The sequence below is a fragment of the Streptomyces sp. NPDC046261 genome, assembly GCF_040646235.1.
Lineage (GTDB): Bacteria > Actinomycetota > Actinomycetes > Streptomycetales > Streptomycetaceae > Streptomyces.
In genome coordinates this window covers 87,859-104,077 of record NZ_JBEYZU010000019.1, presented here as the reverse complement: position 1 = coordinate 104,077, position 16,219 = coordinate 87,859, and the positions used below count along the sequence as shown (strand labels likewise).

13 protein-coding genes and 1 pseudogene are annotated in these 16,219 nt (G+C 70.7%); 13 read left to right on the top strand and 1 reads right to left on the bottom strand.

The features are described from left to right. Positions 1 to 189, top strand: a pseudogene (locus ABZ956_RS25810) (NAD-dependent malic enzyme); the annotation flags it as partial. 273 nt (positions 190 to 462) lie between these two features. Further along, entirely contained in the window at positions 463 to 744 is a 282-nt protein-coding gene (locus ABZ956_RS25805) for an HU family DNA-binding protein (protein WP_071961969.1), read from the top strand. Between the two features lie 177 nt (positions 745 to 921). Here ABZ956_RS25805 and murA read toward each other — a convergent pair whose 3' ends face one another. After that, entirely contained in the window at positions 922 to 2,262 is a 1,341-nt protein-coding gene (gene murA, locus ABZ956_RS25800; RefSeq protein WP_361898177.1) for a UDP-N-acetylglucosamine 1-carboxyvinyltransferase, read from the bottom strand. Between the two features lie 262 nt (positions 2,263 to 2,524). Here murA and ABZ956_RS25795 point away from each other — a divergent pair, with 262 nt between their 5' ends. The 11 genes from ABZ956_RS25795 to ABZ956_RS25745 all read left to right on the top strand — a co-directional run bounded on the left by ABZ956_RS25795 (position 2,525) and on the right by ABZ956_RS25745 (position 16,132). Next, positions 2,525 to 3,118: a YqgE/AlgH family protein gene (locus ABZ956_RS25795; RefSeq protein WP_361898175.1), complete on the top strand. Its 594-nt coding sequence runs from the start codon at positions 2,525 to 2,527 to the stop codon at positions 3,116 to 3,118. A gap of 30 nt (positions 3,119 to 3,148) precedes the next feature. Further along, a complete protein-coding gene (locus ABZ956_RS25790) occupies positions 3,149 to 3,439 on the top strand; it encodes a DUF3039 domain-containing protein (RefSeq protein ID WP_109281359.1) in 291 nt (96 codons plus the stop codon). 220 nt (positions 3,440 to 3,659) lie between these two features. Beyond that, positions 3,660 to 5,342, top strand: coding sequence for a beta-N-acetylhexosaminidase (locus tag ABZ956_RS25785; protein ID WP_361898172.1), 1,683 nt, complete (start codon positions 3,660 to 3,662; stop codon positions 5,340 to 5,342). Between the two features lie 323 nt (positions 5,343 to 5,665). Continuing rightward, a complete protein-coding gene (locus tag ABZ956_RS25780) occupies positions 5,666 to 6,580 on the top strand; it encodes an FAD binding domain-containing protein (RefSeq protein WP_361898169.1) in 915 nt (304 codons plus the stop codon). Further along, positions 6,577 to 8,307, top strand: coding sequence for a 2Fe-2S iron-sulfur cluster-binding protein (locus ABZ956_RS25775; protein WP_361898166.1), 1,731 nt, complete (start codon positions 6,577 to 6,579; stop codon positions 8,305 to 8,307). Before ABZ956_RS25780 ends, ABZ956_RS25775 begins: the two co-directional genes overlap by 4 nt. A gap of 5 nt (positions 8,308 to 8,312) precedes the next feature. Continuing rightward, positions 8,313 to 10,682 carry a molybdopterin cofactor-binding domain-containing protein gene (locus ABZ956_RS25770; protein ID WP_361898201.1) on the top strand — a complete coding sequence of 790 codons (2,370 nt, stop codon included), beginning with the start codon at positions 8,313 to 8,315 and terminating at the stop codon, positions 10,680 to 10,682. An 86-nt stretch (positions 10,683 to 10,768) separates the two neighbouring features. Further along, positions 10,769 to 11,263, top strand: coding sequence for a hypothetical protein (locus ABZ956_RS25765; protein ID WP_361898163.1), 495 nt, complete (start codon positions 10,769 to 10,771; stop codon positions 11,261 to 11,263). 1,569 nt (positions 11,264 to 12,832) lie between these two features. Then, positions 12,833 to 14,029 (top strand): type VII secretion-associated serine protease mycosin, encoded by a 1,197-nt coding sequence (gene mycP / locus ABZ956_RS25760; protein WP_361898198.1) that lies wholly within the window; start codon positions 12,833 to 12,835, stop codon positions 14,027 to 14,029. A gap of 31 nt (positions 14,030 to 14,060) precedes the next feature. Next, the gene (locus ABZ956_RS25755) at positions 14,061 to 14,384 is read left to right on the top strand and encodes a type VII secretion target (protein WP_361898160.1); all 324 of its coding nucleotides are present in this window, start codon (positions 14,061 to 14,063) and stop codon (positions 14,382 to 14,384) included. 3 nt (positions 14,385 to 14,387) lie between these two features. Continuing rightward, positions 14,388 to 15,695: an amidase domain-containing protein gene (locus tag ABZ956_RS25750; protein WP_361898157.1), complete on the top strand. Its 1,308-nt coding sequence runs from the start codon at positions 14,388 to 14,390 to the stop codon at positions 15,693 to 15,695. Beyond that, the gene (locus tag ABZ956_RS25745; protein ID WP_361898155.1) at positions 15,695 to 16,132 is read left to right on the top strand and encodes a hypothetical protein; all 438 of its coding nucleotides are present in this window, start codon (positions 15,695 to 15,697) and stop codon (positions 16,130 to 16,132) included. The genes ABZ956_RS25750 and ABZ956_RS25745 overlap by 1 nt, the downstream gene beginning before the upstream one ends. Positions 16,133 to 16,219 lie beyond the last annotated feature (87 nt).

The following is a 16,219-nucleotide window of genomic DNA, read 5'->3' as shown; positions in this document are numbered from 1 at the left end:
ACGGTCAACACCGACATGATGCTGGCAGCCGCCGGCGCGCTCGCCGATGTGGTCGCCGAGGACGAACTCAACGCGAACTACATCATCCCGAGCGTGTTCAACGACAAGGTCGCCGGAGCGGTCGCCGGAGCCGTCCGGGAGGCCGCGAAGGCCGCCGGGGCGGCTGTGACAGGCACCACGACGGTCTGACCACGGCGCGTCGAGTGGCGCGACGCCACTTGGCCCCCCATAAGGTGTCGGGCAGAAATCAGCCGCAGAAATGCGGCCGCATCCGAGGCTGTGGCGCTTTCCGTGTGACTCTCCAGGGTGCCGGATTGGCTTTCCCGCCACTGGTGGGGGCAGGATGCGTAACCGGGCGCGAGGGTCTGGCAAACGGACCCGGGTCCGGGGACTGTCCGAGGGCCCTGGCAGCATCGGCTTCGATCTCACGCCTCAATGGCAAGAAGAACACGGGAGTACAACATGAACCGCAGTGAGCTGGTGGCCGCTCTGGCCGACCGCGCCGAGGTGACCCGCAAGGACGCCGACGCCGTTCTGGCCGCCCTCGCCGAGACCGTCGGCGAGATTGTCGCCAAGGGCGACGAGAAGGTCACCATCCCCGGCTTCCTGACCTTCGAGCGCACCCACCGTGCCGCTCGGACCGCGCGCAACCCGCAGACGGGCGAGCCGATCCAGATCGCTGCCGGTTACAGCGTGAAGGTCTCCGCGGGCTCCAAGCTCAAGGAAGCCGCCAAGGGCAAGTAAGCCTCCAGCGCGAAAGGGCGGCCACCCGGGGAGGGTGGCCGCCCTTTCGGCGTAACCACGGCGCAAACGGCCTGTGAACGGCCTGTGAAGCCCGTAACGGCCCGTCAGGGCCCGTACGGGCCTTCGAGGCCCGGAAACGGGCCCTACGGGCCGTCAGGGGACGTACGTCAGGCGAGCTCAGGCCGCCGAGTCGCCGGGAAGCTCCACGTTGGCGCCCAGCTCCTTCAGCTTCTGCATGAAGTTCTCGTAGCCGCGGTTGATCAGGTCGATGCCGTGGACCCGGGAGGTGCCCTCGGCCGCCAGGGCCGCGATCAGGTACGAGAAGCCGCCGCGCAGGTCGGGGATGACCAGGTCGGCGCCCTGCAGCTTCGTCGGGCCGGAGACGACCGCCGAGTGCAGGAAGTTGCGCTGGCCGAAGCGGCAGGCGGAGCCGCCCAGGCACTCGCGGTAGAGCTGGATGTGCGCGCCCATCTGGTTGAGCGCGGAGGTGAAGCCCAGACGCGACTCGTACACCGTCTCGTGGACGATGGACAGGCCCGAGGCCTGCGTCAGGGCCACGACCAGCGGCTGCTGCCAGTCGGTCTGGAAGCCGGGGTGGACGTCCGTCTCCAGCGCTATGGCGTTGAGCGAGCCACCCGGGTGCCAGAAGCGGATGCCCTCGTCGTCGATCTCGAAGGCGCCGCCGACCTTGCGGTAGGTGTTCAGGAACGTCATCATCGAGCGCTGCTGCGCGCCGCGGACGTAGATGTTGCCCTTGGTGGCCAGCGCCGCGGACGCCCAGGAGGCCGCCTCCAGGCGGTCCGGGAGGGCGCGGTGGTTGTAGCCGCCGAGCTTGTCGACACCGGTGATGCGGATGGTGCGGTCGGTGTCCATGGAGATGATCGCGCCCATCTTCTGCAGCACGCAGATGAGGTCCTCGATCTCCGGCTCCACGGCCGCGTTCGACAGCTCGGTGACGCCCTCCGCCAGCACGGCGGTCAGCAGCACCTGCTCGGTCGAGCCGACCGAGGGGTAGGGCAGGCGGATCTTGCAGCCGCGCAGCCGCTGCGGGGCCTCCAGGTACTGGCCGCCCTCACGCTTCTCGATCGTCGCGCCGAACTGGCGCAGCACGTCGAAGTGGAAGTCGATGGGCCGGCCGCCGATGTCGCAGCCGCCCAGGCCGGGTATGAAGGCGTGGCCGAGGCGGTGCAGCAGCGGGCCGCAGAAGAGGATCGGGATGCGCGAGGAGCCGGCGTGCGCGTCGATGTCGGCGACGTTGGCGCTCTCCACGTACGTGGGGTCGAGGACCAGCTCGCCGGGCTCGTCGCCGGGCCGGACCGTGACGCCGTGCAGCTGCAGCAGGCCGCGCACGACGCGTACGTCCCGGATGTCGGGGACGTTGCGCAGGCGGCTGGGGCCGCTGCCGAGCAGGGCGGCGACCATGGCCTTGGGCACGAGATTCTTCGCGCCGCGGACGCGGATCTCTCCCTCGAGCGGGGTACCGCCGTGGACAAGCAGGACATCGTCAGGGCCGGTCATGGATCTCGCGTTCCTGGAGTTGGGCAGGGGGCAAGAAGAAAGGGTAATGGGACCGGAGGCCCCTTCTGCCGCCCTGAGGGGGCTGGAAGTACGTCATGGGTTTGTCACAACACTCTGCGTTTATGGAATGGTAGCTACCGGTTATCACCGGGTCGCTGCCGGTCATTTGCGCGGGCGCTGCTCTCGTACGCCCCCTTGCCGCCCCCGGCCCGTCGCCGCCTTCCCCTCCCCGCGGAGCCCCGGAATGCGGGATCATGGCGCCATGACCGAGGTGTCCTCGCTCACAGGACGGCTGCTTGTCGCGACCCCGGCGCTCGCCGACCCGAATTTCGACCGCGCCGTGGTGCTGCTGCTCGACCACGACGAGGAGGGCTCGCTCGGCGTGGTCCTGAACCGGCCCACCCCGGTCGGGGTCGGCGACATCCTCCAGTCCTGGGCCGCGCTGGCCGGCGAACCGGGCGTGGTCTTCCAGGGCGGCCCCGTCTCGCTGGACTCGGCGCTGGGCGTGGCCGTGGTGCCCGGCGAGCCCCACGAGAGCGGCGGCGACCCCTGGGCCGGCGACGGCCCGCTGGGCTGGCGCCGTGTGCACGGGGCCATCGGACTGGTCGACCTGGAGGCCCCGCCGGAGCTGCTGGCCACGGTCCTGGGCTCACTGCGGATCTTCGCCGGCTACTCGGGCTGGGGCCCGGGCCAGCTGGAGGACGAGCTGGTGGAGGGCGCCTGGTACGTGGTCGAGTCCGAGCCCGGCGACGTGTCCTCGCCCGACCCGCAGCAGCTGTGGAGGGCCGTCCTGCGCCGCCAGCGCAACGAACTGGCGATGGTCGCCACCTATCCGGACGACCCGAGCCTCAACTGACGGGGTCCCTCCCCAGTACCCTTGGGGACCATGAGCACTCTCGAGCCCGAGCGCGGGGCAGGTACCGGCACCCTCGTAGAGCCGACACCGCAGGTGTCGCACGGCGACGGCGACCACGAGCGCTACGCCCATTACGTCCAGAAGGACAAGATCATGGAGAGCGCGCTCTCCGGTTCCCCGGTCGTGGCCCTCTGCGGCAAGGTCTGGGTTCCCGGGCGCGACCCGAAGAAGTACCCGGTCTGTCCGATGTGCAAGGAGATCTTCGACGGCATGGGCGCCGGCGGCGACGACAAGGGCGGCAAGGGCGGCGACAAGAAGTAGCCCCCACCGGCTGTCCGACCCGGGCTTGTGACGGCTCCCGGGGCGCGTGATCGCGCCCGGGGAGCCGTTGTGCTTCCCGGGGCGCGCTTCCCGGGGCGGCGAGGCTCCTGGCTCTCTCCTCCGTGCGTGGCGCCCTCTTCTCCGCGCGTCGTGCCCGCTCCTCCACGCGTGGCGCCCTCTTCTCCGTGTGCGGCCCGGCGCGGCGGTCAAGGATGACGGCATGAGCGATTTCGACGGCGGCTTCGGCGCCGGCTGCGACAGCGGCATCGACACGGACCTGATTCCCGCCCCGCGCGAGTTCTTCTGGATACCGCCCACCCGGGGCCTGGAGGTCCTCGACGAGGAGACCGCGCTCGACGCGGGACCCGGCACCGGGAGCGTCGCGCACTGGCTGCGCGCCACCGTCGGCGCGGCCACCGGCCTGCCGCTGCCGGACGGCGACCAAAACGACAACCGCATCGTCCTGCGCGTCAGCCCCGACGTGGAGCGGGAGCTCGGCCCCGAGGGCTACCGGATCGTCGTCGACGGCTACGGCATCCGCCTGGACGGCGGCAGTACCGCCGGCGTCTTCTGGGCCGCGCAGACCTTCCGTCAGCTGCTGGGGGCCGACGCCTTCCGGCGCGCGCCGGTCCGGCCGCGTGCGCGATGGCACGTACCGATGGTCGTCATCCAGGACGCGCCCCGCTTCCGCTGGCGCGGCTTCCTGCTCGACGTGGCCCGCCACTTCCTGCCCAAGGACGGCGTGCTGCGCTACCTGGACCTGCTCGCCGCGCACAAGCTCAACGTCCTGCACCTCCACCTGACGGACGACCAGGGATGGCGCCTGGAGATCGAGCGCTACCCGAAGCTGACCGAAGTCGGCGCCTGGCGGGCCCGGAGCAAGCACGGACACCGGGCGTCGCCCCTGTGGGACGAGCGGCCGCACGGCGGTTACTACACGCACGACGACATCCGCGAGATCGTCGCCTACGCCGCCCGGCTGCACATCACCGTCGTCCCCGAGATCGACATCCCCGGCCACTCGCAGGCCGCGATCGCCGCGTACCCCGACCTCGGCAACACCGACGTCGTCGACACCACCGCCCTGACCGTCTGGGACACCTGGGGCGTCAACCCGAACGTGCTCGCCCCCACCGACACCACCCTCGCCTTCTACGAGAACGTCCTCACCGAGGTCCTCGACCTCTTCCCGTCTCCCTTCGTCCACATCGGCGGCGACGAGTGCCCCAAGGACCAGTGGAAGGCGTCGAGAGCGGCCCAGGACCGCATGGCGGCGGAGGGACTGGCGGACGAGGAGGAGCTGCAGAGCTGGTTCATCCGCCACTTCGACCGGTGGCTGGCCGAGCGGGGCCGGCGGCTGGTGGGCTGGGACGAGATCCTGGAAGGCGGCCTGGCGCCCGGCGCCACCGTCTCCTCCTGGCGCGGCCGGGCGGGCGGCATCGCCGCCGCACGCGCCGGCCACGACGTCGTCATGTGCCCCGAGCAGCACGTCTATCTCGACCACCGCCAGGCCGCCGGCGACGACGAGCCCGTGCCCATCGGCTACGTCCGCACCCTGGAGGACGTCTACCGCTTCGAGCCGGTACCGGCGGAGCTGACGGACGCCGAGGCCGCGCGCGTGCTCGGCGCGCAGGCGAACCTCTGGACCGAGGTGACGGAGACCCAGCAGCGCGTCGACTACCAGGCGTTCCCGCGCCTGGCCGCCTTCGCCGAGACGGTGTGGTCCACCCTCCCCGCCCCCGGGGCGCGCGACTACGCGGACTTCGAACGCCGGATGGCCGCCCACTACCGCCGCCTCGACGCCCTCGGCGTCGACTACCGCCCGCCCGGCGGTCCGCGCCCCTGGCAGCGCCGGCCCGGCGTGCTCGGACGCCCGATCGAGGGTGCGCCCCCGATCGTGTGAGCCGCGCCGGAAGGTGACGAACCGTGGGACGGCCCCTGGCACGGTGGTCCTTCACACACTGCCGTAAGTCGTACAAGGGTCGCTGAAGCATGGCAATACGCTGGCAATACGCACAGAGTGCCCACAGTGCTCACAGGGGAGAGAGTTCCCGAATCCGGACTTTCCCTGCTTTCTTCCTGGGTGAGGACAGTCCGGCGGTTCGTGGACCCTCGCGACGGCGCACCCGGAAGATGTGCCAGAGTTGCCACGTCCGGGCCGACAGCACGTACCGTACGGCGAGACCAGGCGGAACAGTCGGGACCACCGGGGAAGGGGCAGCTGGGTTGACCACGCACGCACCGCAGGCGGCGCACACGGTGACGTTGCCGGGCTCGCTCGACGAAGCCGTGGCGGCGCTGACCGCCATGCCCACCGCCGTGCCCGTCGCCGGTGGCACCGACCTGATGGCCGCCGTCAACTCCGGGTTGCTGCGCCCCGCCGCGCTCGTGGGCCTCGGCCGCATCAACGAGATCCGCGGCTGGCAGTACCAGGACGGCGCCGCCCTGCTGGGCGCCGGCCTCACCCACGCCCGCATGGGCCGCCCGGACTTCGCCGCCCTCATCCCGGCCCTGGCCACCGCCGCCCGCGCCGCCGGCCCGCCCCAGATCCGCAACGCCGGCACCCTCGGCGGCAACATCGCCTCCGCCTCGCCGACCGGCGACGCGCTGCCCGTGCTCGCCGCGCTCGAGGCATCCCTCGTCATCGCGGGCCCCGGCGGCACGCGCCGCGAGATCCCCGTCGGCCGCCTCCTCGCCGGGCTCGACATGCTCCGGCCGGGTGAGCTGATCGGCTACGTCCGCGTGCCGCTCCTGCACGCCCCGCAGACCTTCCTCAAGGCCACCGGCCGCACCGGCCCCGGCCGGGCCATCGCCTCCGTCGCGGTGGTCCTCGACCCTGCGCGCCGCAGCGTGCGCTGCGCGGTCGGCGCGGTCGCGCCGATGCCGCTGCGCCCGTTCGACGCCGAGCGCTGGGTCTCCTCGATCGTCGACTGGGACGGCGAGCGCACCCTCGCGCCCGAGGCCTGCGCCGCCTTCGGCGAGTACGTGGCCGCGGCCTGCATCCCCGACCCGACACCCGCGCCGTCCGCGCTGTCCCCCACGGACGGCGCCGAGCCGGGTACCCTGCCGCCGGCCGTGCTGCATCTGCGTCGTACGGTGGCGACTCTGGCCCGCCGAGCACTGGGGAGGGCACTCGCGTGAGTGACGAACAGCAGCGACAGACCCATGTGCCCGCGCCCGGCGCGGGCGGCTGGCAGCCCATTCCGCAGGGCGCCGGGCTCGAGGCGGAGGGCACGACCTTCCTCCAGCTCCCGCCCGAACTCCTGGCGCACCAGGGCCCCGCGGGCGCGGGCTGGGGCCCCCTGGCGGCCCCCGGTACCGGGTACCCCCCGCCCGCCGCGGACTCCTGGCCGCAGCCCGCCCAGGTGCCCGCACCCGCCCCGGTGGGCGGCCTGCAGGAGCAGGGGCAGGGGCACTGGGACGGGGGGTACGAGGCCAGTTACGGCCAGCACGGCCAGCACCTGACCGGTGGCGGTGACGGCGTCCCCGCCGACCCGCACGCCGTGGGCGGCATGTCCGAGACGGCCCAGTGGCCGATGCCGTTCGCCGCGGACGCGGGCGAGGACGCCGGTGGCACACTGCCGGGTGGCGGCTCCACGGGGCAATGGACGGTCCCGGCGGCCGGCGACGACTCGGTGGAGGAGTCCGGCGAGTACGTCCTGCGCGACACGGACCCCGCCGGTCAGGGCGGTCAGGGCGGGCAGTTGGACGACACCGGTCACGTCGGCCACGGCGATCATGTCGGCCACGGTGACCATGTCGGCCACGTCGGTCATGTCGGCCACGTAGGCCAGAGCGACCAGAGCGACCAGTGGTCCGTGCCGGCCGCGCAGGGCGACATGGTGGACGACTCGGGCGAATACGACCTGGGCACCGTCAACGGGGTCACCGGTGCGGGCGAAAGTCCCGCCGCCGAGTGGACGGCCGACGCGGGGCACACGGCAGCACCCGACGCCATGACGCACGCCGAACCGCAGCCGCAGTCGGCGCCGGCGCCGGAGTCCGAGCCCGGCGGGGACACGCAAGCCGTCGCGCACCCCGAGGACCACGCGGGCATCGACAGCGTCGGACACCCGGCGTCCGGCGAGGCCCTCGCGGCGCCCGCGCCCGTACCCACCGCCGAGCCGGACGACGCCCCCGCCCACCCGCACCTCCACGCGGAAGCGGAGCCGGAACCGGAAGCGGAACCGCGGCCGGAACCCGAGATGGCGGCGGCGACCGAGGCCGGGACGTACCCCGAGCCGGAAGCGGGCCCGCACGACGAGCACCCCCGCGCCTCGTACGTCCTCAGCGTCAACGGCACCGACCGGCCCGTCACCGACGCCTGGATCGGGGAGTCCCTCCTGTACGTGCTGCGCGAGCGCCTCGGCCTCGCCGGCGCCAAGGACGGCTGCTCGCAGGGCGAGTGCGGCGCCTGCTCCGTCCAGGTCGACGGCAGGCTCGTCGCCTCCTGCCTCGTACCGGCAGCCACCACGGCCGGCGCCGAGATCCGCACGGTCGAGGGCCTGGCGGCGGGCGGGCAGCCCTCCGACGTACAGCGGGCGCTCGCCGAGTGCGGAGCCGTGCAGTGCGGCTTCTGCGTGCCCGGCCTCGCCATGACCGTCCACGACCTGCTCGAGGGCAACCACGCCCCCACCGAACTGGAGACCCGGCAGGCCATCTGCGGCAACCTCTGCCGCTGCTCCGGCTACCGGGGCGTGCTCGACGCGGTGCGCCAGGTCGTCGACGAGCGCGCCGAGGCCGCCGCGGCCCAGGAAGAGGACCGGGAGCAGCAGGCGGACACGGAGACGGCACGCATCCCGCACCAGGCGGGTCCGTACGGTGACGGCAGCGGCGGCACCGGCGGCAGTGGAAGGGCGATGGCATGACGGGAATGGGCGGGACGGCCGGAATGGGCGGGACCGGGGGCACGACGGGTGCGGGCGACATCCCCGCGTCCGTCCTGACCGCCTCCGTCGCGCCGCCCGCCGCCCCCGAGGCCCCGCTCCGCGGCCTCGGCGTCTCCCTCCCGCCGGCCGACGCGGCCGCCAAGACCCAGGGCACCTTCCCGTACGCGGCCGACCTGTGGGCCGAGGGCCTGCTGTGGGCCGCCGTGCTGCGCTCCCCGCACCCCCACGCCCGCATCGTCTCGCTCGACACCTCGGCCGCCGCCGCGATGCCGGGCGTACGGGCCGTGGTGACGCACGCGGACGTCCCCGGCGACGCCGCCCACGGCCGGCGCATCGCCGACCGTCCCGTCTTCGCCTCCGACCTGGTCCGCTACCACGGCGAGCCGATCGCCGCCGTCGCCGCCGACCACCCCGACACCGCCCGTCTCGCCGCGGCGGCCATCGCCGTCAAGTACGACGTGCTGGAGCCGGTCACCGACCCGGAGCAGGCGTTCGCCGCCGAGTCGCTGCACCCGGACGGCAATCTGATCCGCCACATCCCGCTGCGCTTCGGCGACCCGGAGGTGGTGGGCGAGGTGATCGTCGAGGGCCTGTACCGCATCGGCCGCCAGGACCCCGCCCCCATCGGCGCCGAGGCCGGCCTCGCCGTGCCCCGCCCGGACGGCGGCGTCGAGATCTACACCGCCTCCACCGACCCGCACGCCGACCGCGACCTCGCCGCCGCCTGCTTCGGCCTGGAGCCCGAGCGCGTGAAGGTCGTCGTCACGGGCGTACCGGGCGCGATGGGCGACCGCGAGGACCCCGGCACCCAGCTCGCCCTGGGCCTGCTCGCGCTGCGCACGGGCCACCCCGTCAAGCTGGCGGCGACCCGCGAGGAGTCCTTCCTCAGCCACGCCCACCGCCACCCGACACTGCTGCGCTACCGCCACCACGCGGACGCCGAGGGCAAGCTGCTGAAGGTCGAGGCGCAGATCCTGCTCGACGCGGGCGCCTACGCCGACTCCTCCTCGGAGGCCCTGGCCGCGGCCGTCGCCTTCGCCTGCGGCCCGTACGTCGTCCCGCACGCCTTCGTCGAGGGCTGGGCCGTCCGCACGAACAACCCGCCCTCCGGCCATGTGCGCGGCGAGGGCGCGATGCAGGTGTGCGCCGCGTACGAGGGCCAGATGGACAAGCTCGCGGCGAAGCTCGGCCTGGACCCGGCGGAGCTGCGCATGCGCAACATCATGGCGACGGGCGACCTGTTGCCGACCGGCCAGACGGTGACCTGCCCGGCCCCGGTCGCCGAACTCCTGCGCGCGGTCCGCGACTACCCGCTGCCCGCCCTGCCGAAGGACGACCCTTCCGGCTCCGAGGACGACTGGCTGCTGCCGGGCGGCCCCGACGGCGCCGGCGAACCGGGCGCGGTGCGGCGCGGCGTCGGCTACGGCCTGGGCATGGTCCACATGCTGGGCGCCGAGGGTACGGACGAGGTCTCGACGGCCACGGTCAAGGTCAGCGGCTCGGTGGCCACCGTCATCTGCGCGGCCGTGGAGACCGGCCAGGGCTTCTCGACCCTCGCCCGTCAGATCGTCCAGGACGTCCTGGGCATCGACGAGGTGTACGTCGCCCCCGTCGACACCGACCAGCCCCCCTGCGGCCCGGCGGCCCACAGCCGCCACACCTGGGTCTCGGGCGGCGCGGTGGAACGCGCGGCGCGGATGGTCCGTACCCAGCTCCTGCAGCCGCTGGCCCACCAGTTCGGCATGTCGACGGAGCTCCTGACGATCGCCGACGGCCGGATCACCTCGTACGACGGCGTGCTGAGCACGACGGTGACCGAGGCCCTGGACGGCAAGGAACTGTGGGCGACGGCCCAGTGCCGCCCGCACCCGACGGAACCGCTGGACGACACCGGGCAGGGCGACGCCTTCGTGGGCATCGCCTTCTGCGCGGTGCGGGCGGTGGTGGACGTGGACGTGGAACTGGGTTCCGTCCGGGTCGTGGAGATGGCCGTCGCCCAGGACGTCGGCCGCGTCCTCAACCCCGCCCAGGCCAGGGCCCGCATCGAGGCCGGCATCACCCAGGGCGTGGGCGCGGCCCTGACGGAGAACCTCCGCACCAACGCCGGCCAGGTCCGCCGCCCGGACCTCACGGCGTACGCCCTCCCGACAGCGCTCGACGCGCCGGACATCCACATCGTCAAACTGGTCGAGGAACGGGACGTGGTCGCCCCCTTCGGCGCGAAGGCGATCAGCGCGGTGCCGGTGGTCACGTCCCCGGCGGCGGTGGCGGGCGCGGTCCGCGCGGCCACGGGCCGCCCGGTCAACCGCCTGCCGATCCGCCCGCAGACGGCGGCGGTCGCGCCGGGGGTTTGAGTACCCGTACTCAGGTGAGTGTCACTGCCTGTCAGTAACCTTGGGGCGGCATTTGATACGGGGCTGACGCGAGGGGCGGAACGGACGTGGGCGCGGGTGGGGGCGGCGGAGACGCGAGACTGCTGGCGGAACTGGGATCACTCAAGGGATTCAAGGGCCAGGTCGATGAGCTCCTGACCTTCCTCCAGGGCTCCCAGGCCGCCCCGCACCGGGTGGCGGACGCCCACCTCGTCCCGGCCCAGCTGGGCGCGGGCTTCGCCGAGGTCGACTCCCTCTACAGCGCGTACAACGAGGTCCACAGCCAACTCAAGACCCTGGCCCAGCTCCTGAACGACCAGATCGAGGCCCTGGGCACCGCCATCCACGCCTCCCACGTCGGCTACGCCAACGTCGACGCGGACCTGCGCGACCGCATGTGGGCGATCCAGGCCCGCACGAAGGAGCTCTACGAGCCGAGGCTCGACCCGAACACGAGCGCGGCCAGAACGAGAGCGGGCTCGCACGCCTCACCGCAGGGCCAGCCGCAGCCGCAGCCGCAGCCGCAGCCTCAGCCGAACGCCAGCAGCGAAGGACAAATCTGATGACGACTCCTCCCGGTGGCGGCGTCAGCCCCCTCATCCGCCGCCCCAGCAGCGGCCTGTTCACGACCTCGGACTTCGAGTCGATGTCGCACGAGCAGCTGCGGGCAATGGTCGAACACGCCAGCCCGACCGCGACCGCCGCCCTGGGCACCAAACTGACGGCGGCGGCCGGCGCCATCACCAAACTGGGCGAGAACCTGAAGCAGCACGCGTCAGGCGTCGAATGGGAGGGCGCGGGAGGCGAAGCGTTCCGCGAATGGATCGCGGACATGGGCAACGCGACGCTGCGGCTCGGCGACTTCAGCAAGAATGCGGGCACCTGGATGACCCACGCCGCAGCCACCCTTGCCGGTGTCCAGTCCGCAATGCCGGCGGTGTCCTCCACCTCCCAGGCCACGCTGTCCGCTTACAAGGCCAGTAATCCGGGTCAGGTGGGGTCGGTGCCGGCGCCCACGTTGTCGGATCAGAGCGGGGGCTTGCAGAAGGCGGGGCCGTCGCAGAAGGAGGCTTTTGCGGCGCAGACGCAGCTGGATGCCGATCGCGCTGAGGCGGCACGGCTGATGCGGAAGCTGGCGGAGTCCTACGCGTGGTCGGCCCGGAACATTGCGGGGGCGGGGGCGCCTACGTTTCCGCCGATGCCGGTGGAGGGTGGCAAAGACGAATTTGAGTACATCCCGGCTCCAGGAGCCGAGACACAAGGCGTTGCCACCTACGGGCCTTCTGGCATGGCATCTGCTGCGCAGGGCAGCGCGATGCGGGGTGTCGCATCCGTGCCCGGTATGGGCAACGGCGTCGTTGGTGTAGGAGCGGCTAGCGGCAGCGTGGTGTCGGGACTTCAGCCGAGCGAGCAGCCGGTGTCCATGGAAGTTGACGGCGGAGTTGCAACGCCCGAGGCTCCGGTTCTGCCAACCGGTGGTGCACCAGCACCGTTGCCGCACACTGGCCCAGCGTCGAATACCTCCCCGCTGGCACCAGTAGCGGGGCTTCCTGTGCCACCTATGGGCCACGTGCCTCTGGGGTCGGGAGGGAATACGGGACCCGTCGGAGGTCAGCGTCAAGGAACCCTTCCGGGCGTCCCGGGACGTGGCCTTGTCGGGGGGCTCGGCTCAGTGCCTGGGTTGCCTCGAGATGGCGTGGTTGGCGGCCGGCCGGTGCCCCGTACGTCGGCTCAGGTTCCGACTCAGGTACCGCGAGGCACAGTCATCGGTACCGAGCCCGGACAAGCACGCACACCGATGGGCTTTGGCGCGCCGCACGTGGCGCCTCCCGCGTCTTCTGTAGGCCGTGTAGGCGCTGGAAGTGGCCGACGATTGGCGTTCGAACCTGGCGGGGTCGTTGGAGGCAGTGGGCAACGCCGAATCGGAGCACCAGGCGACCGGGCCTTCACGCCTGGTGGTTCCGGACTTGTAAGAAGCCCCGAAGGAGCTAACGCCAATCTGAATCGTCGCTCTTCACAGCAAGGGCAGCGCCCTGACTACCTGGTGGAGGACGAAGAGACCTGGTCTCGAGGAAACCGCCGTGTCGCGCCCCCTGTCATCGATTGACCACAGGCAAAGGCAGGAGGAATATATGCGTCGCGGCTCGGCTGTTAATGCTGGCTGGTGGAAAGGTGCTGCATGTGGTGTAGCTGCGTCACTCGTGCTCGCTTCTGCGGGGGCGGCTCAGGCAGATTCGATCCGGTCGCGGCAGTGGCATCTGGACGCGATGCGAGCCGAGGAAATGTGGCGGACGAGCACAGGATCCGGCGTGACCGTAGCCGTTATCGACAGCGGAGTGGACTCGGAACTCCCAGACCTTGAAGGCAGGGTTCTCCCAGGTAAGGATTTCTCGGGCATCGAAGGAGGCGCGCACTCAGATTATGACGGTCACGGAACGTCCATGGCCATCATGATTGCTGGGACTGGGAAGAGCAACGGAGGCGATGGCGCCTTTGGGCTTGCCCCAGGCGCTAAGATTCTGCCGCTGCGGGTTGTCAATACCAATGCGCCTGCTACACGGGAGATTCTGAGCGGCATCTCCATGCCCTCGGCGATTCGGTATGCGGCGGACTCCGAAGCAAAGATCATCAACATTTCGATGGGTGGCCCCGGGAGTCGGCGTGAAGCTGAGGCCATCGACTATGCAATTTCCAAGGGGAAGCTTGTCTTTGCTGCTGTTGGGAACACAGGCAACAAGACGAATCCAGTTGAATTTCCGGCAGCGTACCCCGGAGTGGTGGGTGTATCCGCTGTCGATCAGAGCATCAAAGCGACCGAAGAATCTCAAAGGGGGCCTCAGGTAGACCTCGCCGCCCCCGGCGACAACATCGTCGCCAGTTGCAAAGGCGGATCCGGCCTCTGCCGAAGCCACGGCACCAGTGACGCCACCGCCCTGGCCTCCGCCTCCGCCGCCCTCATCTGGTCCGTGCACCCCGACTGGACGGCAAACCAAGTCCTCCGCGTCCTCATCAACACCGCCGGCGGCCCCAAAAGCGGTGAGAAGCGAAGCGACACCATCGGCTACGGCGTAGTCCGCCCCCGCATCGCCCTGAAGAACCCCGGCGACCCGGGCCCGCCCAACGTGAGCCCGCTCCCCGAACTGGCCGGAGCATCGGCCACTCCGGCACCCACCGCCGGAGGCACCCCGCAAGCCGCTACCGGCAAGGGCGACGACAACTCTCTCTTGTCCAAGCGCAACGTCCTGGCAGCGAGCATCACCCTCGCCGCCGTCACCGTGGTCGGCGTGCCTCTGCTCGTATTCGCCACACGTCGCCGCAAGGCTCTCTGAACTCGTCCGTCGATCCGCTCGGGAAGAATCATTGGATATCGATATCAAGACGGACTACGTGCGCCAAGGCGCGGGAGGGACCCGGTCGGCCGCCCAGGCGGCACTGGGGAACCTCCGCCGTTCTCTTGACTCAAGCGAATCGGCCGCCGACGGTCACCACGGCTGGGCCTCCGCCGCGGCGCTGAAACTATGCGCGACCGCCTGGGAGGACCACATGGTCGACCTGGCGAAGCAGATGAGCACCATGGCCGAGAATCTTCACAGCTCGGCGAATGCCTACGACACCACGGATCATCAGGCCAAGGACGCCTTGAGCAGACTCCGGAACGGCCTCGACGACTTCGGGAGAACATGACCCGTGGTCTCGTTCCACGACCTCTACGATTGCCGCGTCGACCAGTGGAAGAAGGCGGCCGACGACTGGGTTGCCCTCTCCCGGCGTTCCGAATCCGCCGCCGAGGACATCCGTGCGCAGGGCAAGAAACCCCTCGACGAACATTGGGTGGACGCCACGGGCAAGAAGGCGGGCAAGCGCCTGGAGGACATCGCCAACCGACTGGAGGCCGGCGGCGACATCACCAAGGGCGTGGCCATGGTGCTCGACGGTCTGGCCTCTTCGATGGAGTGGGCCCAGCGCACGCTGTTCCACGCGGTCGAGCTGACGAACGAGTACGGGCTGCACATCCAGGACGGCCGCGCCGTGGGCGCGTATACCGGCGCCGCGCCGACGGGTCCCAACGTTCCGCAGAACGTGCGGGATGCGTACGCGAAGGAGTCGACGCACATAGCCGAGGTCAACGGCCTGATAGAAGAATCGTTGCGCCAGGCCGCACAGGCCGACGAGAAAGCGGCCGTTGAGCTGGCCAAGCTGGCGAAGACCGTCGACGTGTCCAACACCGGCAAGGCGCACAACGAGCTCGCGGTCGAGGCCTCCCACGTCGAGTTCGCCATCCTGAGGGGAAGCATTCCGGTCGGCAAGGACCCGCACCTCGTCCGCGCCTGGTGGGACGGTTTGAAGCCGGACCAGCAGAGGGCATTGATGCGGGCCGATCCCGTGACCCTTCATGACCTCGATGGCTTGCCGGAGGATGCCTATGAAGAGCTCCGGGGGCGCGATGGCAAGATCGACCGGGTTGAGATGGTGCGGTACGCGCTGGACCACTGGAACAAGAAGGACGACCTGGACTACGGGGAGGACCAGGGTAACTGCACCAATTTCGTTTCTTCGGCTCTGGAAGCCGGAGGTATGGAGGAGAAGGTCGACCGCTGGTGGGGTCTCCACGGGGACAATGCGTGGGGCCGCCAGAAGGACGGCTCCGGGTTCGACTGGTTGGACAAGAAGCTCTTCCACTCCGATTCATGGGCACGAGCCGAAAGCCTGCAAAACTTCCTGCTGCGCAACGGCGGCGACGAGGTCCCCAGGTCGGAAGCGCGCCCAGGTGACGTCATCTTCTACGAGCAGGTGGCTTCGGGCACCAAGACGGCCCAGGGCGAGACACACCATGCCGCTGTGGTCACCTCGGTCACCCCTGATGGAGACATCAAACTGACCCAGCACACCAGCACGTTTCAGAACGTGAGCCTGGACAGCCGACTGCATGTCGCCGAGAGGAACAACGGGGAACAACGTATCCGCATCGTCCGACCGAAACCGAATTGGTACTGATGGCCACTCCCTCCGCTTCCGATACGTTCGAGGCAACCCCGCAAAAGCGCCCGACCACGCCCGGCATGGCGATCGCGGCACTGTTGGTGCCCGTCATGACCGTTGCCGGTGTTGTCAGTTCCCTGCAAGCACAGGACATCGAGAATGACTGGTCCTGGCAGCAACAGCGCGCGTGCCGACAAATGCCCTTTCCCATGACGGAATACGCGGCCGCATGGCTAGGGGTGGCCCTCGGCGTGGCGGCCGTCATTGCCTGTGTGCTGGTCGGCAAGCGGATCCACCGTCGGGACAACGTCCCGCTCTGGCGTAGATGGCCGGGGCTCGTGGCCTTCGTCGGTGTGTGGCCCAACCTCCTGACGATACCGATGGAGCTGATCACGCTGTATGAGTCGTACTCCATCGCTGGGTCGGGCGTGTTCCTGGGCGACTGCGGATAGTGCCCCACCAGTCGGCCCGTCCTCTCCACCGTCCCCTTAGCCCCGAGGCCACCCCATGATCCATGCCCAGGTCCCTCAGCCAGGGAC